Raw genomic sequence first — 20,669 nt, forward strand, 5'->3', positions numbered from 1 at the left:
CCAACCAGATCCAGCGCGTCGTGATGTCACGCGCACTGCTGAAGTGACCGTCAGCCGCGGGTGACCTTCTCCATCCCGCGACGGCGTGGCAGCCCCGCGGGGTCAGGGTTCGTCACCTGAACCAGCGATCCACCGGCGGCGAACACCGCGAGCAGATGGTCGACGAGGTCGTCGGCGGTGACCCACGCGTGGGTCGACAGCACCCGGTCGGTGGCCGTGATCCCTTGCGCCGTAGCGGATTCACGCGCCGCGGTGATCACCTCGCCGGCTGATCGTCCGGCCAGGGCGGGCCCGGGCCTGCGTTCGGGGACGATCTGGTCGCCGTGCACGCGCACCGCGGTGGCGTAGTCGGTGATCCCGACGGGCAGATCGGGCACCGGCTTGCCGAACGGATCCAGTGACAGCACGGCGATCTCGCCGACGCCGACCGCGGCGTCCGCCTCGGGCAGCCGGTCGAGCGTGCACAGCGCGACGTCGGCCTCGCCGTCGAGCACCACCTCGGCGCCGATCCACCAGACACCGAACAGCACCGCCGCGGTCTGCCAGTGGGCGGGCAGCAGCACCGCCACCCGGCTCCCCGGTCCGGCGCCCAGTTCGTCGCGCAGCAGATTGGCCGTCTTGGCCGCCCAGTTGGCCAGGGTCACTGCGGACAGCTCGATGCGCTCGCCGGTGGCGTCGTCGTAGTAGGTGATGCGCGGCCCGACGGGGTCGGCCGCCAGCAGCGGGTCGAGCACCGCACCGGAGACGGTGGTCATGTCAGTTGACGCACTCCGGGTCGTCGGAGCCCGCGGTGATCACCGGCGCAGGCGTCGGGGGCGCCCCGGTCGACTCCTCGGTCGACCCGCCGGCCGCCGGGTCTGCGGCCAGCAGGGCGGGGTCGGCGCCGTCGAGACCCGAGCCCGGACCGGTGTAGTCGCCCGCAAGCACCACCCGCACCGCGCCGGACGGCACCGAGGCGTCCTCGACGACCGGAAGCCCGCCGAGATCCTTGGCGACCGCCTGCGCGCCGAGGTCGTCGGCCGTGGCGGCCTGCACCTGGCTGCCGCTCACCTGGACGCCCTGCTCGTGGTTGCCGGTCGGGCCGGGCGTGAATCCCTTCTCCGCCAGCACTCCCGACACCGCGGCGGCCAGCCCGTTGATGTCGGTCGCGTTGACCACCTCCGCGGTGGTCTTGCTCGGCGTGTAGGCGAGTTCCTCGGTCTTGCCCTCGTCCTGGTCGTGCAACAGGCTCGACACCCACTCCTGCACCTGGACCGGGTCCACCCGCACCACGCTCTGCATGCCGTCGTCGCTCCAACCGTCCTCCCGCAGAACGGGAATGGTGGCGAACGCGACGTTGCCCGCCGCCAGCTTCTGCAGCTGGTCGACGAAATCCATGATGTCCCAGCCGTCGGAGAGCACCACCGAGCGCTGCACCGCGGCTTCCAACCGGCTCAGCGTGGCGGGGCTCGACAGCGTCTTGCTGGAGATCACCTCGTGGGCGAGTGACGCCATCACCGCCTGCTGGCGGGTCACCCGGTCGAGGTCGCCACGCGGCAGGTCGTGGCGCTGCCGCACGAAGCTCAGCGCCTGGGGGCCGTTGAGCTTCTGCCAGCCGGCCGGGAAGTCGGCACCCGAAAGGGGTTCGTAGACCGCATCTTTGAGGCAGACGTCGACACCGCCCAGGGCATCGGTGATCAACGAGAAGCCCAGCAGCCCGATCTCGGCATAGTGGTCGACGGTGACACCGGTGAGATTGGCGACGGTCTTGATCAGCGCCTCGCGACCGTCTTCGACGGCCTCCTTCTCGGCCAGCGCCGGATCCATGCCCTCGACCTCGACGAGCTGTTTCAGCGTCTCGAACCTGGCCTCGCCGTAGACACCGTTGATCTTCGTCTTGTACATGCCCGGCGTCTCGACGTACGAGTCGCGGGGAATGGAGATCGCGGTGGCCGACTCGCCGCTGTTCGGGATGCGGATCAAGATGATGGTGTCGGTGTTGGTCGCGACGTCGTCACCGGCGCGCAGCGTGGCCAGCTCCTCGGCCGACAGCGGGTTGCCGTGGGCGTCGGTGCGGCTGTCCGACCCGACCAGCAGCACGTCGATCGCGCCGTCCTCGCCGCCGCCGCCGAGCGTGGCCGAGCTGATGTGGTTGATGCCGGACTCGAACGAGCGGATCCGGCTCCACGCCACACCCGTCCCCAGGACCACCGCCAGCGCGGTGGTCACGGCGACAGCACGAAGTACACGGGCGGGCATCAGCCCAGGTTACTTGCGAGTGGCGCCGCATCCAGGTAGCGCTCGTCGGCGTGCCAGCCGCCGTGTCAGACTCGCGGCCATGGCGCAGCGCATCGTGATCACCGGGGCGGGCGGCCTCGTGGGCACCGTTCTCGCAGCTCAGGCCCGCCGCGAGGGGCGCACTGTCGCGGCCTTGACCTCCGCTGAGTGGGACATCACCGATCCCGCCGCCGCCCAGCGCGTCGTGCGCGCCGGCGATGTGGTGATCAACTGCGCGGCCTACACGAAGGTCGACGCCGCCGAATCGGAGCCCGAGCGCGCCCACGAGGTCAACGCAGTCGGCCCCGGCCACGTCGCGCGCGCCTGCGCGGCCGTCGGCGCCGGCCTGGTGCACATCTCCACCGACTACGTCTTCAGCGGCGACCGCCGCGAGCCCTACGAGGTCGACGACGAGACCGGACCGCTCGGCGTCTACGGCCGGACGAAGCTGGCGGGGGAGCGCGCCGTGCTCGACGCGCTGCCGACCGCGCACGTCGTCCGCACCGCGTGGATCTACCGCGGCGCCGCGGGCGGAACCGACTTCGTCTCGGTCATGCGGCGCATGGCGGCCGGCGACGCCACCGTCGACGTGGTGGCCGACCAGGTCGGCGCCCCCACCTACGTCGGTGACCTGGTGACGGCCCTGCTCCAGGTGGCCGACGGCACTGTCGACGCACCGGTGCTGCACGCCGCGAACGACGGCCAGGCCAGCCGGTTCGAACAGGCCAAGGCGGTGTTCGAGCTCCTCGGCGCCGACCCGCAGCGGGTCCGTCCCGTCGGCACCGACCGGCACCCGCGGCCCGCGCCCCGGCCGGCGTACTCCGTGCTGTCCGGCAGGCGGTCCGCCGCGGCCGGACTCACTCCGCTGCGGCCGTGGCGGGAGGCGCTGACCAGCGCGCTGGACGAGGCGCCGTGACGGCCCGGTTACCCTCTACGCCGTGATGGTGATGTCACGTGGGTGACGAGCTGGTGGTGGTGACGGTGACGTATTCGCCGGGCCCGCACCTCGACCGCTTCCTGGCGTCCCTGCCACACGCGACCGAACGCCCGGTCACGGTGGTGATGGCGGACAACGGGTCGACCGACGGCTCGCCCGAGGAGGCGCTGCAGCGGTATCCGAACACCCGGCTGCTGCGGACCGGCGGCAACCTCGGCTACGGCACCGCGGTGAACCGCGCCGTCTCCGAATACCTGCGCGACGCCGACCCGTCGCACGACCCCGAGTTCTTCGTCGTCGCCAACCCCGACGTGCAGTGGGGACCGCACTCGATCGACACCCTGCTCGAGGCGGCTGCGCGGTGGCCGCGAGCGGGCGCGCTGGGGCCGCTGATCAACGACCCCGACGGCACCGTCTACCCGTCGGCGCGGCACCAGCCGAGCATCGTCCGCGGCGGCATGCACGCGGTGGTCGGCCCGTTCTGGAAGTCCAACCCGTGGACGGCGGCCTACCGGCAGGACCGTGAGGAGCCCAGCGAACGCGTCGTCGGCTGGCTGTCCGGGGCGTGCCTGTTGCTGCGGAGGTCCGCCTTCGACGACGTGTCGGGCTTCGACGAGCGCTACTTCATGTACATGGAGGACGTCGACCTGGGTGATCGGCTCGCCAAGGCGGGCTGGCAGAACGTATACGTGCCGTCGGCGGAGGTGTTGCACCACAAGGGCCACTCCACCGGCCGCGACCCGGCCCGCAACTTGGCCGCGCATCATCGCAGCACCTACACTTTCCTGGCTGACCGTTACCCGAGGTGGTGGCAGGCCCCGCTGCGCGGGGCGTTCCGGGGAGCCCTCGCCGTGCGCGCAGGTTTGGTGGTCAGGAAGTCGCGGCGAAGGAAAGGGCACTAGCGTGGCGAATCCGCTGAACCCGGCCGAGGTGGACGCCGTCGTCCTGGTGGGCGGCCAGGGCACCCGGCTGCGACCGTTGACGCTGTCGGCGCCCAAGCCGATGCTGCCGACGGCCGGGCTGCCGTTCCTGACCCACCTGCTGTCCCGGATCGCCAAGGCCGGCATCGAGCACGTCGTGCTGGGCACCTCGTACAAGGCGAAGGTGTTCGAGGCCGAGTTCGGCGACGGCTCCAAGCTCGGCCTGCAGATCGACTACGTCACCGAGACCGAACCGCTGGGCACCGGCGGCGCCATCGCCAACGTCGCCGACAAGCTGCGCCACGACACCGTGATGGTCTTCAACGGCGACGTGCTGTCCGGCGCGGACCTGGGTGCGCTGCTGAACTCCCACGCCGAGCGAGAGGCCGACGTCACGCTGCACCTGGTGCGTGTCGGCGACCCACGCGCCTTCGGCTGCGTGCCCACCGACACCGACGGCGTCGTGACGGCTTTCCTGGAGAAGACGCAGGATCCGCCCACCGACCAGATCAACGCCGGCTGCTACGTGTTCCGGCGCGAGGTGATCGAGCAGCGGATCCCGGCCGGGCGTGCGCTGTCGGTGGAGCGCGAGGTGTTCCCGGCGCTGCTGTCCGACGGACTCAAGGTGTGCGGCTACGTCGACGCGACCTACTGGCGTGACATGGGCACGCCCGAGGACTTCGTGCGTGGTTCGGCCGATCTGGTGCGTGGCATCGCGCCGTCGCCGGCGCTGGGCGGTCACCGCGGCGAGTCGCTGGTGCACGACGGCGCCGCGGTGGCGCCCGGCGCACTGCTGATCGGTGGCACGGTGGTCGGCCGCGGCGCCGAGATCGGGGCGGGCGCCCGGTTGGACGGCGCGGTGATCTTCGACGGGGTGCGGGTCGAGGCCGGTTCGGTGATCGAGCGGTCGATCCTCGGCTTCGGCGTCCGGATCGGGCCGCGCGCGCTGATCCGGGATGCGGTGATCGGCGACGGCGCCGACATCGGCGCCCGCTGCGAGCTGCTGCGCGGCGCGCGGGTGTGGCCGGGCGTGGCCATCCCCGACGGCGGCCTGCGCTACTCCACCGACGTCTGACCCTTCCACCTCTTCCACGGAACTGCATTCCCGGTCATCGAGCCGCGCGCTTGCTAGCCGGGAATGCCGTTCCGGCGCAATGCCGCGGCCACCAGCTGTGCCAGGCCGAAGTCGGTGCCGTCGGGCAGCGCGTCGAGTGGCCACCAGCGCAGGTCGAGTGACTCCCGGCTCACCTCGATCTCGGCGTCGCGCGGCGCGCGCACCACGAACTGCATGTCGAGGTGGCGGGTCGGCACGCCCAGCGAGCAGGTCACCGGGTGCACGTGCAGGGCGGCCATCGACGGGTCGATGGTCAAGCCCGCGACACCGGACTCCTCACCGGCCTCACGCAGCGCGGCGGCGACGATGTCGGCGTCGCCCTCCTCGCAGTGCCCCCCGAGCTGCAGCCACCGGCCCACCCGCGGGTGCAGGGTGAGCAGCGTCCGGGTGCCGGTGTGGTCGACGACGAGTGCCGAGGCGGTGATGTGGCCTGCTGCGCAGGACCGCTCGCACGCGTCGGGCCGGGCGGCCAGGAACGCCAGCACCGAGTGCCGCAGGCTGTCCTGGGCGGGGTCGGGCGCCACCCACTCGGTGAGCACCTCGACCGCCGAGGCGTGCAGTGTCACCGGCGCACCAGCAGCCCGTCGACGGACGCGGGATCACGCGGGCCGGTGGGTTCGGCGGCGTAACCGATGGCCACCGCGCCCAACGGCTCCCAGTCGTCGGGCACCTCCAGCTCGTGGCGCACCAGGTCGGCGGCGAAGATGGTGGAGCCGATCCAGCAGCTGCCCACGCCGCGGACCGCGAGGGCGACCAGCAGCGCCTGCACGGCGGCGCCGGCGGCGACGGTGAACATGGTCCGTTCGGCGGCCGTCCGCTGCGCGTCCGGGTAGTCGTGCGCGCCGTCGGGCACCACGAACGGGATCACGAGTTCGGGTGCATCGTAGAGGATCTGGCCGCGAGCGACGCGTCGTTCGACGGCGTCGGCCGGCATCCCGTCGCCGGTCAGGTCGGCACGCCAGCGGTCCCGCATCCGGTCCAGCACGCGGCGGCGGGTGTCGGCGTCCTGCAGCCACAGGAAGCGCACCGGCCGGGTGTGGTGCGGTGCGGGGGCGGTGAGCGCCTCGGCCACCGACGCCTCGATCAGCTCCGGCTCGACGGCGTCGGCGCTGAAGTGCCGGACCGAGCGGCGCAGCAGCTGGGCCTGGGTGCGGCCGAGGTGCAGGGCCTCCTCGGTGCCCAGCCAGAACAGGTCGTCCTCGCCGGGCCGCAGCAGGTCGCGTGCGGTCGACCCGTCGTCGGGCAGCGACAGCCCGCGCACCACCGCGACCGGGATGCCCGTCAACTTTCCCTTCACCAGATCCGCCGCCGCCGCGATCTCGTCGGCGACGGCCACCTCGGTGACGAGCAGTTCGTTGCCGTGCACGTCGCGGGCCCCGGCGTAGCCGTGCAGCACGGAAAGCCCGGCAGCGCCGATCGCGGCGTCGGTCTGGCCGTTGCGCCAGGCCCGTCCCATGGTGTCGGTGATCACCACGGCGACGCGCACGCCGAGCCGGTCGGCGAGTCCGGACCGCAGGGCCGCCGCGCTGCCGTCCGGGTCGACGGGCAGCAGCGCGAGTTCGGTCGAGCCCACGTTCGAGCCGTCGACCCCGGCCGCCGCCTGGATCAGGCCGATGGCGTTCTCGGTGATCAGCGTCTTGCCCTTGCGGGCCAGCACCCGCACGGCTTCGTCGTCGATGAGTTTGCGCCGCAGCGCATCCCGTTCCTCCGGGTCGGCAGGTGCGGCGACGATGCGGCCTTCGCACTTGGACACCACCTTGCTGGTGACCACCACGACGTCGCCGTCCCGCAGCCACGGCGCGGCCGCTGCCAGCGCGGCGGCGAGGTCGTCACCGGTGCGGAACTCCGGCAGCCCGGGCACCGGCAGAAGTTCCACCGCCGCGGCGGATCCGTGCTCGGTCACAGCGTCAGCCCGGCCAGGTCGAGCGCGGCGCGCACCATGTCGGCGGTGGCGCCCGGGTCGGTCATCAGCAGCGGAACGGCCCGCACGTCGACGCCCTCGATCGCGGCGTCGTCACCGGTGTGGACCAGCCAGCCGTCGAGCAGGCCGACACCGGAGCGCGCCCCGAAGTGTCTGCCGACGGCTTCGGAGGTGGATTCGACGCCGATGACCGACAGGCAGCGGTCCGCCATGCCGCGCAACGGCTTTCCGGCGACGATCGGGGAGTAGCCGATCACCTTGGCCGATGTCGAGCGCAGGGCCGCGCGGACGCCTCCCACGGCGAGGATCGGTCCGATGCTCACCACCGGGTTCGACGGCGCCAGCAGCACCACGTCGGCGTCGGCGATCGCATCGGTGACCCCGGGGGCGGCGGCCGCCTTGTCGGCGCCGACGAAGGCGAAGCTGTGCGTCTCCACGTTCGCCCGGTAGCGCACCCACCATTCCTGGAAGTGGATCGCGCGCCGCTCTCCGGCCGTCTCGCCCGGGCCGGGGTCGGTGATCACGACGTGGGTCTCGCTGCGGTCGTCGCTCACCGGCAGCAGCCGCGCGCCGGGCGCCCAGCGCGCGCACAGCGCCTCGGTGACCTGGGAGAGCGGATAGCCGGCCCGCAGCATCTGGCTGCGCACCAGGTGGGTGGCCAGGTCCCGGTCGCCGAGCCCGAACCAGTCGGGTTGCACCCCGTAGGCCGCCAGTTCCTCCTTGGCATGCCACGTTTCGTCGCGGTGGCCCCAGCCGCGGTCGGGGTCGATGCCGCCGCCCAGGGTGTACATGCAGGTGTCGAGGTCGGGGCAGATGCGCACGCCGTGCATCCAGGCGTCGTCGCCGACGTTGACGACGGCGGTCAGTTCATGTCCGGACGACGTCTCGCCGGTGGCGAACTGCCCGAGTCCGAGCAGGTGCTGCACACCGAGCAGGAAGCGCGCGCCGCCGACTCCGCCGACCAGTACGGTGACCTTCACATCGATCGAGATTAGGCGCTGCCGCTATCGCCGCCGCGACCGCCTGCGGCCCCGGCGCGAACAACCAAGATCACAAACGAGACACGCCGACGTCACGGCGCGCCGTATGCGGGTCACGGGATGGTATGAATTTCTGTTCCAGCGCTTGACCCCGGCAGCTAACGCGTGTCTAATCACATCAGTGTCATTCCCGGTTGGCCGGCCGAAATCGGTGTCGCAGACCGAGATTCGATCACTTGTTCGAATTGATTGGTCGCACATCTCCATCGTGGGGCTCCGAGTCCAACTACGACACCGAGTGAGGAGGCGGGAAATGTCTTTTGAGAGTAGCGATTTCGATCGAGTAGTCCGGTTCGACAACCGGCTGCTCGGCGCTGTCGGCAGCATGCCGCACACCGATATCAGGCCGGCGCCGACGGCGGCCGCAAACCGGCCGCAATTGAGCCTGGTCCCCGACCAGGGCGACGAGTGGGAAGTTGATCCGGCAACTACCGAGGATCAATGGCAGGAGCGCGCGCTGTGCGCTCAGACCGACCCCGAGGCGTTCTTCCCGGAGAAGGGCGGCTCGACCCGCGAAGCCAAGCGGATCTGCCTGGGCTGCGAGGTGCGCGACGAGTGCCTCGACTACGCGCTGGCCCATGACGAGCGGTTCGGCATCTGGGGCGGGCTCTCCGAGCGGGAGCGCCGACGCCTCAAGCGCGGCATCATCTAGCACCGACCTGGCCCGCGCCGGGCCTCACTCGTCCTCGATCGTCGGGTCGATGACTGTGGGTTCGACGCCCAGGAATGTGGCGACCTGCGCCACCAGCACCTCATGCAGCAGCTCGGCGAGTTCGTCGGTGTCTTTGGCCCGGCGCTCGATCGGCTTGCGGAACAACACTATTCGCGCCCGGGTGGCGTTACCCCGGACATCGACGCCCGCGGGTATCAGCCTCGCCAACGCAATCGGCCCGTCGGCCACCACCTCGGGCGGCCACTGAACACTGTCGGGATCCTTCGGTGAGATCCGCGGAATCTCGTCCACCGCGACGTCGAGTGCGGAGACCCGGTCGGCCCAGCGCCGCTCGATCGGCTCGTAGGCCTCCAGCACCGCCATGTCGAACCGTTCCGCGCGACTGCGCCAGCCCGGCACCGACGGCGGCAGCAGCGGGCCGCGCATATCCCGGCGGCGGCGTGATCGCCACCGGTTTCCTTCGGCCACGGTCACCGATCGTAACGGTTCGAGATCGGCCGCCCCGACGCTGCGCGTGTCCGGTGCCGCGGGGCCGCGGTGCGCGATAGCCTCTCGATCGTGAACGTTCCCCGTCGCTGCTGCCGGCCCGGGTGCCCTCACTATGCTGTGGCGACGCTGACCTTCGTGTACTCGGACTCCACCGCCGTGGTCGGGCCCCTGGCCACTGTGAACGAGCCGCATTCCTGGGATCTGTGCGTCGGCCATGCCAGCCGGATCACCGCGCCGCGGGGGTGGGAGCTCGTTCGCCACGCCGGCCCGCTGCCCACCCATCCGGACGAGGACGACCTGGTCGCCCTCGCCGACGCGGTACGCGAGGGACGTGAAGTGGCGGCCCCGATGAACGGTGTGGTGGCGGGCTTCTCCGATCCCTCCACCGGAGTCGCGGGCGGTGCGCTGATGGCGCCCCCGGCCCGTCGGCCCGATTCGAGCGGGCGCCGGCGCGGGCACCTGCGGGTGTTGCCGGACCCCGGCGAGTAAACCGGAGGCCTGCGGCCGCCGGTGGAGCAAACGAGCCGGGCGATAGACGCAGATCCGTCATCCTCCGACGGCTAGGCTGGCGCAGAAGATCCCGTCACGAGGAGTGCTATGTCCCGGCCGGCTGCGGCGGTTAACCGCGTCATCAAGGCGTATGACGTGCGTGGCCTGGTCGGTGACGAACTCGACGAGGCGTTCGTCGCCGACGTAGGCGGCGCGTTCGCCCGGCTGATGGCCGCCGACCCCGCGGTCCACCAGGTGGTGATCGGCTACGACATGCGCGCCAGTTCGCCCGCGCTGGCCGCCGCGTTCGCCGAGGGCGTGGTAGCCCAGGGACTCGACGTCACCCGGATCGGGCTGGCGTCCACCGACCAGTTGTACTTCGCCTCCGGTCTGCTCGACTGTCCCGGCGCGATGTTCACCGCCAGCCACAACCCGGCCGCCTACAACGGCATCAAGCTGTGCCGCGCAGGAGCCAAACCCGTCGGCAAGGACACCGGACTGTCGGTGATCGCCGAGGAGGTGATCGCCGGTGTGCCCGCGTCGGACGCGCCGCGCGGCGTCATCTCCGACCGCGACGTGCTTGCCGACTACGGCGACTTCCTGCGCTCACTGGTCGACCTGGCCGGTCGGCGCCCGTTGCGCGTCGCCGTCGACGCGGGCAACGGCATGGCGGGTCACACCGCTCCGGCGGTGCTGGGGAACATCCCGTCGATCACGATGGCGCCCTTGTACTTCGAACTCGACGGCACGTTCCCCAATCACGAGGCGAACCCGCTGGACGCGGCCAATCTCGTCGACCTGCAGGCCCATGTCGTGTCCTCCGGCGCTGACATCGGCCTGGCGTTCGACGGCGACGCCGACCGCTGCTTCGTCGTCGACGAGCTCGGTCGCCCGGTGTCGCCGTCGGCGGTGACGGCCCTGGTGGCCGCGCGCGAACTGCAGCGTGAGATCGGCGCCACCGTCATCCACAACCTGATCACCTCCCGGGCCGTGCCGGAACTGGTGGTGGAGCGGGGCGGGACACCGGTGCGCTCCCGGGTCGGGCACTCCTACATCAAGACCTTGATGGCCGAGACCGGCGCGATCTTCGGCGGCGAGCACTCCGCGCACTACTACTTCCGCGACTTCTGGGGCGCCGACTCCGGGATGCTGGCCGCCCTGCACGTGCTCGCCGCGCTCGGTGAGCAGGACCGGCCGCTGTCGGACCTGATGGCCGACTACCAGCGCTACGAGGCGTCCGGCGAGATCAACTTCACTGTCGGCGATGCGGCGGCCTGTGTCGAGGCGGTGCTCAAGTCGTTCGGCCCCCGCATCCACTCCATCGATCACCTCGACGGCGTGACAGTCGATCTCGGCAACGGGAACTGGTTCAACCTGCGCACGTCGAACACCGAGCCGTTGCTGCGGCTGAACGTCGAGGCGCGCACCGCCGAAGAGGTCGACGAGGTGGTCGGGCAGGTTTCGCAGACGGTCGAGGCCCAGAGCGTCACCGTCGCGGGGGACTCGTCGTGAGAGCCACCGAGGCGGTCATCGACCTCGACGACGCCGACGGACTGCTGAACGCCGACCGGGACGGTCTGCTCCGGGCGACGGCGATGGCAGGCGCCCAGGTCCGCGCCACCGCGGCGGCGTTCGACGAGGGAGTGCTCGAGCCGTTGCGGTCGGGCCAGCCGCCACGCACCGTCGTGTGGGTCGCCGGCCGTGGCGTCGCCGAGACCGCGGGGGCGATGCTCGCTGCCACGATGGGACCGTCTGCCGCTGCGCCGATCGTCGTCACCGCGCAGGTGCCGCTCTGGATCGGTGCGCTGGACGTGATCGTGGTCGCGGGCGACGACGCGGCGGACCCCGCGCTGGTGACGGCAGCCGCGACCGGTGTGCGCCGTGGTGCGCGGGTGGTGATCGCCGCGCCGTACGAAGGTCCGCTGCGGGATGCCACCGCCGGCCGGGCGGTGGCGCTGGCGCCGCGGGTGTGGGTACCCGACGACTTCGGCCTGGCCCGCTACCTCGCGGTCGGGCTGGCCACACTGCACACCGTGGATGCGGGTCTGCCTGCCGACCTTTCCGCACTGGCCGACGAGCTCGACGCCGAGGCGCTGCGCAACAGCGCGGGCCGCGACCTGTTCACCAACCCCGCCAAGACTCTGGCCGACCGCATCTCCGGGCGCGACGTCGTGCTCGCCGGCGACAACGCCGCCACCCTGGCGCTCGGCCGGCACGGCGCGGCGGTGCTGCTGCGGGCGGCCGGTGAGGCGGTGGCCGCCGTGGGACTGGCCGACCTGCTGGTGGGCTTGCGCAGCAGGCCGTCCGGTCGCCGTGGCGAGACGTCGTACGAGGCATCGCTGTTCCACGACGACGAGCTCGACGGGCCGCTGCCGCGACGGGTGCGCGCCTTCGTCCTCACCACCGACCTCGAGCGCCCGGTGATACTGGCCAGGGTCGCGGGTTTCGACGGCGTCGACGTGGTCAGTGCCGAGGATGTGCCCGACGCCGGTGACGGCGCGGCGAGGGGGGCGAGCAGTCGGCCGGAACACCAACTGGCCACGCTGGCCGTACGACTGGAGATGACGGCTGTGTACCTGAGACTGGTTCGGGGTTAGACACGTGCACCTGCTACGAGGCGCGGTGCGGACCTATGCGTGGGGTTCGCGCACCGCGATCGCCGAGTTCACCGGAAGGCCCAGTCCCACAGCGCATCCCGAGGCGGAGCTGTGGTTCGGCGCGCATCCCGGCGATCCGGCCTGGCTGCAGACCGACGACGGCGAGCAGTCACTGCTGACGGCGCTGCGCGAGGACCCGGAGGGACAGCTGGGGACGGGGTTGCTCAGCCAGTTCGGCGACGCCCTGCCATTCCTGGTCAAGGTGCTCGCCGCCGACGAACCGCTGTCGCTGCAGGCCCATCCGAGCGCGGCGCAGGCCGCAGAGGGTTTCGAACGTGAGGACCGGCTGAGGATCCCGGTGTCGGCGCCCATGCGCAACTACCGCGACCGCAGCCACAAGCCGGAGCTGATGGTGGCGCTCGACCAGTTCGAGGCACTGGCCGGATTCGCCCCGGTCGACCACACCATCGAGCTGATCCGCGCGCTGGCCGTTCCCGAACTCGAGCTCTACCTCAACCTGTTGGCCGGCCAGCCCGACGCCGACGGGCTGCGGGCGTTGTTCACCACCTGGATCACGGCGCCGCAACCCCACCTCGACCTGCTCGTCCCCGCGGTGCTCGAGGGCGCCATCGAATACGTCCGTTCCGGCCACAAGCGCTTCGCCGCCGAGGCCAAGACCGTGCTCGAACTCGGCGAGCGCTATCCCGGCGATGCCGGAGTGCTGGCCGCCCTCCTGCTCAACCGCATCTCGCTGCGGCCCGGCGAGGGGATCTACCTGCCTGCCGGAAATCTGCACGCCTACCTGCGCGGCATCGGCGTCGAGGTGATGGCGAACTCCGACAACGTATTGCGCGGCGGTCTCACGCCCAAGCACGTGGACGTGCCCGAGCTGCTGCGGGTGCTCGACTTCACGCCGACGCCCGAGGACGAGCTGCGGCCCGAGATGAGCCGCGACGGAATGGAACTGGTCTATCGCACGCCGGCGCCGGAGTTCGCGGTGTCGGTGTTGAGCGTGGCGGGCGACCAGTGCGGCCACGAGATCGACGCGCCGTCACGGTACGACGGCCCGCAGGTGCTGCTGTGCACCGAGGGTGTGACCGTGGTGCACGCCAAGAGCACGTCGCTGACGCTGCAGCGCGGCGCGGCGGCATGGGTGGCCGCCGACGACGGCCCGATCCGGCTGATGGCGCAGGAACCGACCAAGCTGTTCCGGGTCACCGTCGGGCTCTGACGCCCGTCCCCGCTCAGGCGACCGGGACGGGTTCGCGCGCGGCGCGCCGCTCGGCCAGCCACAGTTTCATGTTGTGCTTGATCGTGCGGCCCACGAGTCGCGGCGAAGGCACCATCCAGAGGCTGTCGAGCAGGCTGAACCGTCGCAGGAACCATTCGGCCAGCACGGGATCGGTCTCCGCGGCGCCGAGGAACTGGTCGAACAGCCCGCCCACCGGCGAGTACCACCACGGCATCGGGCCGGTGGCCCGGTGCAGCGTCAGGTCACCGACCGCGTTCATCTGCCACACCGGGTAGGTCGACTTCGCGGTGGCCTTGCTCAGCGTGCGGGCCAGGCTCTCGCCGGGGTTCTCCAGCGCCCGGCGCAGGTGACCGGCCTGCAGCGACGTCATCGTCATGCCTTGGCCGTAGGTGGGATTGAAGCTGACCACGGCGTCGCCGAACGGCACGATCCCGGCCGGGAAGCGGTCGAGCTTGTCGAAGCGGCGCCACCGGCTCGTCGGATACTTGTGGAACGACATCTCGCCGACGGGTTTCCCGGCCCGCAGCGCGGCGGCGACGTGCGAGGGCAGGATGTCGTCGGCGAGCGCGCACATCCCGTCGAAGTCCTTCGGCGGATCGACTTTGCCCACGCCGAAGGTGGTGACGTTCCACACGCCGTCCTCGTAGAACAGCATGCCCACACCGAGCGGCAGACCGTCCGACGCGCCCGCCACCACGACCTTCTCGGCCAGCAGGCCGTCGGGCACCTGCACCCGCTGGCTGGCGTAGCCGATGCCGACGTCGACGGTGTCCTCGCGGGGACGCTCGAAACCCCACTGCGCCAGCCACACCGGCAACCGGGTTCCGCGGCCGGTGGCGTCGACGACGAGGTCCGCGGACACCGCTTCGCCGTCGTCGAGCAGCACCCCGGTGACGCGCTGGACGGCGGCGTCGAACGTCGGTTCGGACACCAACCGGCGGATGATCTCGACGTTGGGTATCGCGTTCACCCGCCGGCGGATCTGCCATTCCAGCTGTGGCCGGCTCGGCACGTACGCGGTGAACTCGTCCTGCAGGGTGTGCTGGGTGCCAAGCACATGACCGGCCGCGCCGAAGTGGATGCAGTCGGGCCGGTTCTCCAGGATGGGCACGCCGGCGGCGACCATGTCGTCGAGCAGGCCGGGGAAGTGGCTCTCGAACTCGGCGGCCCCGCGGGCCATCAGCAGGTGCACGTGCCGGCCCTGGGGGACGGCGGCGCGGTTGGCCGGACCGTCGGGCAACTCGTCGCGCTCGAAGATGGTCACGTGCTCGTAGAAGTCGGAGAGCACCCGCGCGGCACACAGCCCGGCGATGCTCCCCCCGATGACGATTGCGTGTTTAGTACTCCGCCCCATCGGGTCACAGTAGCCGGTAGATTTCGCACACCCGGGCGAGAATCTGTCCCGCACCGGATCCGAAAGGAATTCGTCATGACCGGCAGATGGCGCACCAAATCCGTGGAGCAGTCGATCGCCGACACCGACGAACCGAGCACCCGATTGCGCAAGGATCTGACGTGGTGGGACCTCACCGTGTTCGGCGTATCCGTGGTGATCGGCGCGGGCATCTTCACCATCACCGCGTCCACCGCGGGCAACCTGACCGGTCCGGCCATCTCGATCTCGTTCATCCTGGCCGCGATCGCCTGCGGGCTCGCGGCCCTGTGCTACGCCGAGTTCGCCTCGACCGTGCCGGTGGCGGGCAGTGCCTACACGTTCTCCTATGCGACGTTCGGTGAGTTCGTCGCGTGGATCATCGGCTGGGATCTGATCCTGGAGTTCGCCGTCGCCGCGGCCGTGGTGGCCAAGGGCTGGTCGAGCTACCTGGGCACGGTGTTCAACTTCGGCGGCGGCATCGCCGAGGTCGGCGGCCTCAAGGTGGACTGGGGCGCGTTGTTGATCATCGCGTTCGTGACGCTGCTGCTCGCGCGCGGCACCAAGCTCTCAGCCGGCGTCAGCCTGGTCATCACCGTGATCAAGGTCGCGGTCGTGCTGCTCGTGGTGATCGTCGGCGCCGGCTACATCAAGATGAGCAACTACTCGCCGTTCATACCGCCGGCCGAGGCGGCCGAGGGTGGCAGCGGCGCCGAGCAGTCCCTGTTCTCGTTGATCACCGGCGCCGAGGGCAGCAGCTACGGGTGGTACGGCCTGCTGGCCGGCGCGTCGATCGTGTTCTTCGCCTTCATCGGATTCGACATCGTCGCCACCACCGCCGAGGAGACCAAGAACCCGCAGCGCGACGTGCCACGCGGCATCCTCGGGTCGCTGGCGATCGTCACGGTGCTCTACGTTGCGGTCGCCGTCGTGTTGTCGGGCATGGTCTCGTACACGGTGCTGCGCGACGCGGGGGAGAAGGCGAACCTGGCGACGGCGTTCTCCGCGAACGGGGTGGAGTGGGCCGCGACGGTGATCTCGATCGGCGCCCTGGCCGGCCTGACGACCGTCGTCATCGTGCTGATGCTGGGCCAGACGCGGGTGCTGTTCGCGATGTCCCGCGACGGGCTGATGCCCCGCCAGCTGGCCAAGACCGGGGAGCACGGCACGCCGGTGCGCATCACGCTGATCGTCGGCGCCCTGGTGGCCGTCGCCGCGTCGGTGTTCCCGATCGACAAGCTCGAAGAGATGGTCAACATCGGCACGCTGTTCGCGTTCGTCTTGGTGTCCGCCGGCGTGATCGTGCTGCGGAAGACCCGTCCCGACCTCGAGCGCGGGTTCCGGGCGCCGCTGGTGCCGGTGCTGCCGATCGCAGCCATCGCGGCCTGCGTCTGGCTGATGCTCAACCTGACCGGCCTGACCTGGATCCGCTTCCTGATCTGGATGGCCATCGGTGTGGTCATCTACTTCGTCTACGGCCGCAGGCACTCCGTGCTCGGGCGCCGCGAGGCCTCTGCAGTCGAGTAACTGTTCAGCGATTTCGGCGCGCTTTCGATCGCTCAGCGACTGAAAGCGCGCCGAAGTCGCTTTCGACTGCTTTACAAAATTGCCATTGATGTCTAGACAGCGGACAAATGCAGTCGTATAGTCAACTCAAGACGTGATCCCGATCACCGAGGAGGCTGTTCGATGACGACCGAAATCTCAGACATCACCGCTGATCAGTGGCGGGACAGAAAGCGGTACCTGTGGCTGATGGGGCTGATCGCGCCGACCGCCCTGTTCGTGATGCTGCCGATCGTCTGGGCGCTCAACGACCTCGGTTGGCACACCGCGGCCCTGGTGCCGTTCTGGATCGGCCCGATCCTGCTCTACGTGCTGCTGCCGGCGCTCGACCTCAAGTTCGGCCCCGACGGCCAGAATCCGCCCGACGAGGTGATGGAGCGGCTGGAGAACGACCGGTACTACCGCTACTGCACCTACATCTATCTGCCGTTCCAGTACGCCAGCGTGATCTTCGGCGCCTACCTGTTCACCGCGTCGGATCTGAGCTGGCTGGGCTTCGACGGCGGGCTGGGCTGGCCGGCCAAGATCGGACTCGCGCTGTCGGTGGGGGTGCTCGGAGGGGTGGGCATCAACACCGCGCACGAGATGGGGCACAAGAAGGACTCACTCGAGCGCTGGCTCAGCAAGATCACGCTGGCCCAGACCGGATACGGCCACTTCTACATCGAGCACAACCGCGGCCACCACGTCCGCGTCGCCACCCCGGAGGACCCGGCGTCGGCACGCTTCGGCGAGACGTTCTGGGAGTTCCTGCCGCGCAGCGTCTGGGGCAGCCTGCGGTCGTCGTGGCAGATCGAGGCCCAGCGCCTGCGACGCAACGGACGCAGCCCCTGGGACCCGAGGACCTACCCGGGCAACGACGTGCTCAACGCGTGGGCGATGACCGTGCTGCTCTTCGGCGTGCTGATCGCGGTGTTCGGCGTGGCGCTGATCCCGTACCTCGTGATCCAGGCCGTCTTCGGCTTCACGCTGCTGGAGACGGTGAACTACCTCGAGCACTACGGCCTGCTGCGGCAGAAGACGGCCAGCGGCCGCTACGAGCGTTGCGCACCCGCGCACAGCTGGAACTCGGACCACATCGTCACCAACCTGTTCCTCTACCACCTGCAGCGACACAGCGATCACCACGCCAACCCCACGCGCCGCTACCAGACGCTGCGCAGCATCGACGGTGCGCCGAATCTGCCGAGTGGCTACGCGTCGATGATCGCGCTGACCTACTTCCCGCCGCTGTGGCGAAAGGTGATGGACCATCGGGTGCTGGACCACTACGACGGCGACATCACCCGGGTGAACCTGCACCCGCGGCTGCGCGACAAGATGCTGGCGCGGTACGGGGCGGTGGCGGAGGTCGCCCGATGACCGCCTACCGCTGCCCGGGCTGCGACTACGTGTACGACGAGACCGCGGGTGCCCCGCGTGAGGGGTTCCCGGCCGGCACCCAGTGGGACCAGGTCCCCGACGACTGGTGCTGCCCCGACTGCGCGGTGCGCGAGAAGGTCGACTTCGAAGAGATGGGAGCAATCCGATGAGTGACTACAAATTGTTCGTCTGCGTGCAGTGCGGATTCGAGTACGACGAGGAGAAGGGCTGGCCCGAGGACGGCATCGCACCGGGCACCCGCTGGGACGACATCCCCGACGACTGGAGCTGCCCGGACTGCGGCGCGGCCAAGTCGGACTTCGAGATGGTGGAGGTTGCGCGGTCTTGACCGCTACCCTCGCGCGTGTGACAAGCCCGCGCGACCGTCGAAGCGCGCAGCGCATCCCGTACGCCGAGGCGTCGAGGGTGCTGCTGCGCGATTCGATCCTGGACGGGATGCGCGACATGCTGACGACCCGGGACTGGTCGGCGATCACGCTCTCGGACGTCGCCAAGGCCGCCGGCATCAGCAGGCAGACCATCTACAACGAATTCGGCTCACGTCACGGCCTGGCGCAGAACTACGCGCTGCGGCTGGCGGACCGCCTGGTCGACGCCGTCGACGAGGCCATCGAGGGCAATGTCGGCGATGTGCACGCCGCCTTCCTGCAGGGGTTCCGCGCGTTCTTCGCCGAGTCGGCCGCCGACCCGCTGGTGATCTCGCTGCTGTCGGGGGAGACCAAGCCCGACCTGCTGCAGATCATCACCACCGACAGCGGGCCGATCATCACCCGGTGCTCCGACCGGCTGACCGACACCTTCGCCCACAGCTGGGTCAGGGCGAGCGACGAGGACGCCGGCGTGCTGGCCCGTGCGATCGTCCGGCTGGCGATGAGTTATGTCTCGATGCCGCCGGAGGCCGACCACGATGTGGCCGGTGACCTGGCCCGGCTGATGACGCCGTTTGCCGAACGATACGGTGTCATCGAGCAGAATTAGCGGCGCTCTGACCGCGCCGACTACTGTGTAACCAGGCTAACTAAATGGCCTCACGCGCGCGCACGTAAAGGAATGCATATGACTGAGTTGAAGGCTGACAGCCTCAACGGCATCGATTTCAAGGTTGCCGACCTGTCCTTGGCCGAGTTCGGCCGCAAGGAGATTCGGCTGGCAGAGCACGAGATGCCGGGCCTGATGGCCCTGCGCCGCGAGTACTCCGAGGTGCTGCCGCTCAAGGGGGCGCGGGTCTCCGGGTCGCTGCACATGACGGTGCAGACCGCGGTGCTGATCGAGACGCTGGTGGCGCTCGGCGCCGAGGTGCGCTGGGCATCCTGCAACATCTTCTCCACCCAGGACCACGCCGCGGCCGCGACCGTCGTCGGTCCGCACGGCACCCCGGAGGAGCCCAAGGGCGTCCCGGTGTTCGCCTGGAAGGGCGAGTCGCTCGAGGAGTACTGGTGGGCCGCCGAGCAGATGCTCACCTGGCCCAACGAGCCGGCCAACATGATCCTCGACGACGGCGGTGACGCCACCATGCTCGTGCTGCGCGGCGCGCAGTTCGAGAAGGCGGGCGTGGTCCCGCCCGACGAGGAGGACGCCTCCGACGAGTACAAGGTCTTCCTGAACCTGGTGCGCAATCGGTTCGAGACCGACAAGGGCAAGTGGACCAAGATCGCCGAGTCGGTGCAGGGTGTCACCGAGGAGACCACCACCGGTGTGCTGCGGCTCTACCAGTTCGAGGCGGCCGGTGACCTTCCGTTCCCCGCGATCAACGTCAACGACTCGGTCACCAAGAGCAAGTTCGACAACAAGTACGGCACCCGGCACTCGCTGATCGACGGCATCAACCGCGGCACCGACGTGCTGATCGGTGGCAAGGCCGCCCTGGTGTGCGGTTACGGCGACGTCGGCAAGGGCTGCGCCGAGGCGCTCAAGGCGCAGGGCGCCCGGGTGGCCGTCACCGAGATCGACCCGATCAACGCCCTGCAGGCGCTGATGGACGGCTTCGAGGTCAAGACCGTCGAAGAGGCCGTCGGCTGGGCCGACATCATCATCACCGCGACCGGCAACCAGGGCATCATCACCCTCGATCACATGCGGTCGATGAAGCACCAGGCGATCCTGGGCAACATCGGCCACTTCGACGACGAGATCGAGATGGCCCGCCTCGAGCGTGACCCGGACATCCGCCGGATCAACATCAAGCCCCAGGTCGACGAGTTCGTCTTCCCCGACGGGCATTCGATCATCGTGCTCTCGGAGGGGCGCCTGCTGAACCTCGGCAACGCGACCGGCCACCCGTCGTTCGTGATGAGCAACAGCTTCTCGAATCAGGTCATCGCGCAGATCGAGCTGTGGACCAAGAACGACGAGTACGACAACGCCGTCTACCGCCTGGCCAAGCATCTCGACGAGAAGGTCGCCAAGATCCACGTCGAGGCACTCGGCGGCTCGCTGACCAGGCTCACCAAGGAGCAGGCGGAGTACATCAACGTCGACGTCGAGGGCCCGTACAAGCCGGAGCACTACCGCTACTGAGTTTTCGCGCCGAACGCGCGCTCACGGCGAGAATCCGCGTGATTCTCCGCGGTGGGCGCGCGTTCGGCGTTTCTGTGGCCCGCTGGCTCGTGATCAAATCGACCGGCGGATAACCGGATACGTCAATCGGGAGCCAAACCGCC

At 70.0% G+C, this 20,669-nt stretch carries 21 protein-coding genes; 14 read left to right on the forward strand and 7 right to left on the reverse strand.

Annotation, left to right across the window (positions count from 1 at the left end; all coding sequences use genetic code 11):
* Nucleotides 1-50: 50 nt before the first annotated feature.
* Together Q2100_RS15175 and Q2100_RS15180 are read right to left on the reverse strand one after the other, a co-directional pair.
* Nucleotides 51-755, reverse strand: coding sequence for a TIGR03089 family protein (locus Q2100_RS15175; RefSeq protein ID WP_302914748.1), 705 nt, complete (start codon nucleotides 753-755; stop codon nucleotides 51-53).
* Nucleotide 756: 1 nt separating this feature from the next.
* Nucleotides 757-2,238 (reverse strand): LCP family protein, encoded by a 1,482-nt coding sequence (locus Q2100_RS15180; protein WP_302914749.1) that lies wholly within the window; start codon nucleotides 2,236-2,238, stop codon nucleotides 757-759.
* A 79-nt stretch (nucleotides 2,239-2,317) separates the two neighbouring features.
* On the opposite strand from Q2100_RS15180, the gene rfbD reads away from it, so the two are divergent.
* Genes rfbD through manB form a run of 3 tightly spaced genes read left to right on the forward strand, consistent with a single transcriptional unit; the run spans nucleotide 2,318 to nucleotide 5,188 of the window.
* Nucleotides 2,318-3,172, forward strand: a complete 855-nt coding sequence (rfbD, locus tag Q2100_RS15185; RefSeq protein ID WP_302914750.1) for a dTDP-4-dehydrorhamnose reductase — start codon at nucleotides 2,318-2,320, stop codon at nucleotides 3,170-3,172.
* A 38-nt stretch (nucleotides 3,173-3,210) separates the two neighbouring features.
* Complete coding sequence (locus Q2100_RS15190; RefSeq protein WP_302914751.1) at nucleotides 3,211-4,095, forward strand: glycosyltransferase family 2 protein; 885 nt, start codon at nucleotides 3,211-3,213, stop codon at nucleotides 4,093-4,095.
* A gap of 13 nt (nucleotides 4,096-4,108) precedes the next feature.
* Nucleotides 4,109-5,188, forward strand: a complete 1,080-nt coding sequence (gene manB / locus Q2100_RS15195; RefSeq protein ID WP_302914769.1) for a mannose-1-phosphate guanylyltransferase ManB — start codon at nucleotides 4,109-4,111, stop codon at nucleotides 5,186-5,188.
* 53 nt (nucleotides 5,189-5,241) lie between these two features.
* On the opposite strand, the gene Q2100_RS15200 is transcribed toward manB, so the two are convergent.
* Genes Q2100_RS15200 through cofD form a run of 3 tightly spaced genes read right to left on the reverse strand, consistent with a single transcriptional unit; the run spans nucleotide 5,242 to nucleotide 8,128 of the window.
* A complete protein-coding gene (locus Q2100_RS15200) occupies nucleotides 5,242-5,793 on the reverse strand; it encodes an NUDIX hydrolase (RefSeq protein ID WP_302914752.1) in 552 nt (183 codons plus the stop codon).
* Nucleotides 5,790-7,130 (reverse strand): coenzyme F420-0:L-glutamate ligase, encoded by a 1,341-nt coding sequence (locus Q2100_RS15205; RefSeq protein WP_302914753.1) that lies wholly within the window; start codon nucleotides 7,128-7,130, stop codon nucleotides 5,790-5,792. Before Q2100_RS15205 ends, Q2100_RS15200 begins: the two co-directional genes overlap by 4 nt.
* Complete coding sequence (gene cofD / locus Q2100_RS15210) at nucleotides 7,127-8,128, reverse strand: 2-phospho-L-lactate transferase (RefSeq protein WP_302914754.1); 1,002 nt, start codon at nucleotides 8,126-8,128, stop codon at nucleotides 7,127-7,129. Before cofD ends, Q2100_RS15205 begins: the two co-directional genes overlap by 4 nt.
* A 445-nt stretch (nucleotides 8,129-8,573) precedes the next feature.
* Between cofD and Q2100_RS15215 the strand changes: the two genes are divergently transcribed.
* A complete protein-coding gene (locus Q2100_RS15215; RefSeq protein WP_264016019.1) occupies nucleotides 8,574-8,840 on the forward strand; it encodes a WhiB family transcriptional regulator in 267 nt (88 codons plus the stop codon).
* A 24-nt stretch (nucleotides 8,841-8,864) separates the two neighbouring features.
* Here Q2100_RS15215 and Q2100_RS15220 read toward each other — a convergent pair whose 3' ends face one another.
* Nucleotides 8,865-9,287, reverse strand: a complete 423-nt coding sequence (locus Q2100_RS15220; protein ID WP_264016018.1) for a metallopeptidase family protein — start codon at nucleotides 9,285-9,287, stop codon at nucleotides 8,865-8,867.
* Nucleotides 9,288-9,419: 132 nt separating this feature from the next.
* Between Q2100_RS15220 and Q2100_RS15225 the strand changes: the two genes are divergently transcribed.
* The 4 genes from Q2100_RS15225 to manA all read left to right on the forward strand — a co-directional run bounded on the left by Q2100_RS15225 (nucleotide 9,420) and on the right by manA (nucleotide 13,667).
* Nucleotides 9,420-9,839 (forward strand): DUF3499 domain-containing protein, encoded by a 420-nt coding sequence (locus Q2100_RS15225; protein WP_264015956.1) that lies wholly within the window; start codon nucleotides 9,420-9,422, stop codon nucleotides 9,837-9,839.
* A gap of 108 nt (nucleotides 9,840-9,947) precedes the next feature.
* Nucleotides 9,948-11,351, forward strand: coding sequence for a phosphomannomutase/phosphoglucomutase (locus Q2100_RS15230; protein WP_264015954.1), 1,404 nt, complete (start codon nucleotides 9,948-9,950; stop codon nucleotides 11,349-11,351).
* Nucleotides 11,348-12,436 carry a TobH protein gene (locus Q2100_RS15235; protein ID WP_302914755.1) on the forward strand — a complete coding sequence of 363 codons (1,089 nt, stop codon included), beginning with the start codon at nucleotides 11,348-11,350 and terminating at the stop codon, nucleotides 12,434-12,436. The genes Q2100_RS15230 and Q2100_RS15235 overlap by 4 nt, the downstream gene beginning before the upstream one ends.
* A gap of 4 nt (nucleotides 12,437-12,440) precedes the next feature.
* Complete coding sequence (manA, locus tag Q2100_RS15240; RefSeq protein WP_302914756.1) at nucleotides 12,441-13,667, forward strand: mannose-6-phosphate isomerase, class I; 1,227 nt, start codon at nucleotides 12,441-12,443, stop codon at nucleotides 13,665-13,667.
* Nucleotides 13,668-13,680: 13 nt separating this feature from the next.
* On the opposite strand, the gene Q2100_RS15245 is transcribed toward manA, so the two are convergent.
* The gene (locus Q2100_RS15245; RefSeq protein ID WP_302914757.1) at nucleotides 13,681-15,042 is read right to left on the reverse strand and encodes an FAD-dependent oxidoreductase; all 1,362 of its coding nucleotides are present in this window, start codon (nucleotides 15,040-15,042) and stop codon (nucleotides 13,681-13,683) included.
* A gap of 75 nt (nucleotides 15,043-15,117) precedes the next feature.
* On the opposite strand from Q2100_RS15245, the gene Q2100_RS15250 reads away from it, so the two are divergent.
* The 6 genes from Q2100_RS15250 to ahcY all read left to right on the forward strand — a co-directional run bounded on the left by Q2100_RS15250 (nucleotide 15,118) and on the right by ahcY (nucleotide 20,526).
* Nucleotides 15,118-16,587 carry an amino acid permease gene (locus Q2100_RS15250; protein ID WP_302914758.1) on the forward strand — a complete coding sequence of 490 codons (1,470 nt, stop codon included), beginning with the start codon at nucleotides 15,118-15,120 and terminating at the stop codon, nucleotides 16,585-16,587.
* 162 nt (nucleotides 16,588-16,749) lie between these two features.
* Complete coding sequence (locus tag Q2100_RS15255) at nucleotides 16,750-17,988, forward strand: alkane 1-monooxygenase (RefSeq protein WP_302914759.1); 1,239 nt, start codon at nucleotides 16,750-16,752, stop codon at nucleotides 17,986-17,988.
* Complete coding sequence (locus tag Q2100_RS15260; protein WP_302914760.1) at nucleotides 17,985-18,158, forward strand: rubredoxin; 174 nt, start codon at nucleotides 17,985-17,987, stop codon at nucleotides 18,156-18,158. Before Q2100_RS15255 ends, Q2100_RS15260 begins: the two co-directional genes overlap by 4 nt.
* Nucleotides 18,155-18,337 (forward strand): rubredoxin, encoded by a 183-nt coding sequence (locus tag Q2100_RS15265; RefSeq protein WP_264015947.1) that lies wholly within the window; start codon nucleotides 18,155-18,157, stop codon nucleotides 18,335-18,337. Before Q2100_RS15260 ends, Q2100_RS15265 begins: the two co-directional genes overlap by 4 nt.
* 17 nt (nucleotides 18,338-18,354) lie before the next feature.
* Nucleotides 18,355-18,987, forward strand: a complete 633-nt coding sequence (gene alkX / locus Q2100_RS15270; RefSeq protein ID WP_264015946.1) for a TetR family transcriptional regulator AlkX — start codon at nucleotides 18,355-18,357, stop codon at nucleotides 18,985-18,987.
* A 78-nt stretch (nucleotides 18,988-19,065) separates the two neighbouring features.
* A complete protein-coding gene (gene ahcY / locus Q2100_RS15275; protein ID WP_302914761.1) occupies nucleotides 19,066-20,526 on the forward strand; it encodes an adenosylhomocysteinase in 1,461 nt (486 codons plus the stop codon).
* Nucleotides 20,527-20,669 lie beyond the last annotated feature (143 nt).

It is taken from the genome of Mycolicibacterium arseniciresistens, from assembly GCF_030519285.1.
GTDB classification, from domain to species: Bacteria; Actinomycetota; Actinomycetes; order Mycobacteriales; family Mycobacteriaceae; genus Mycobacterium; species Mycobacterium arseniciresistens.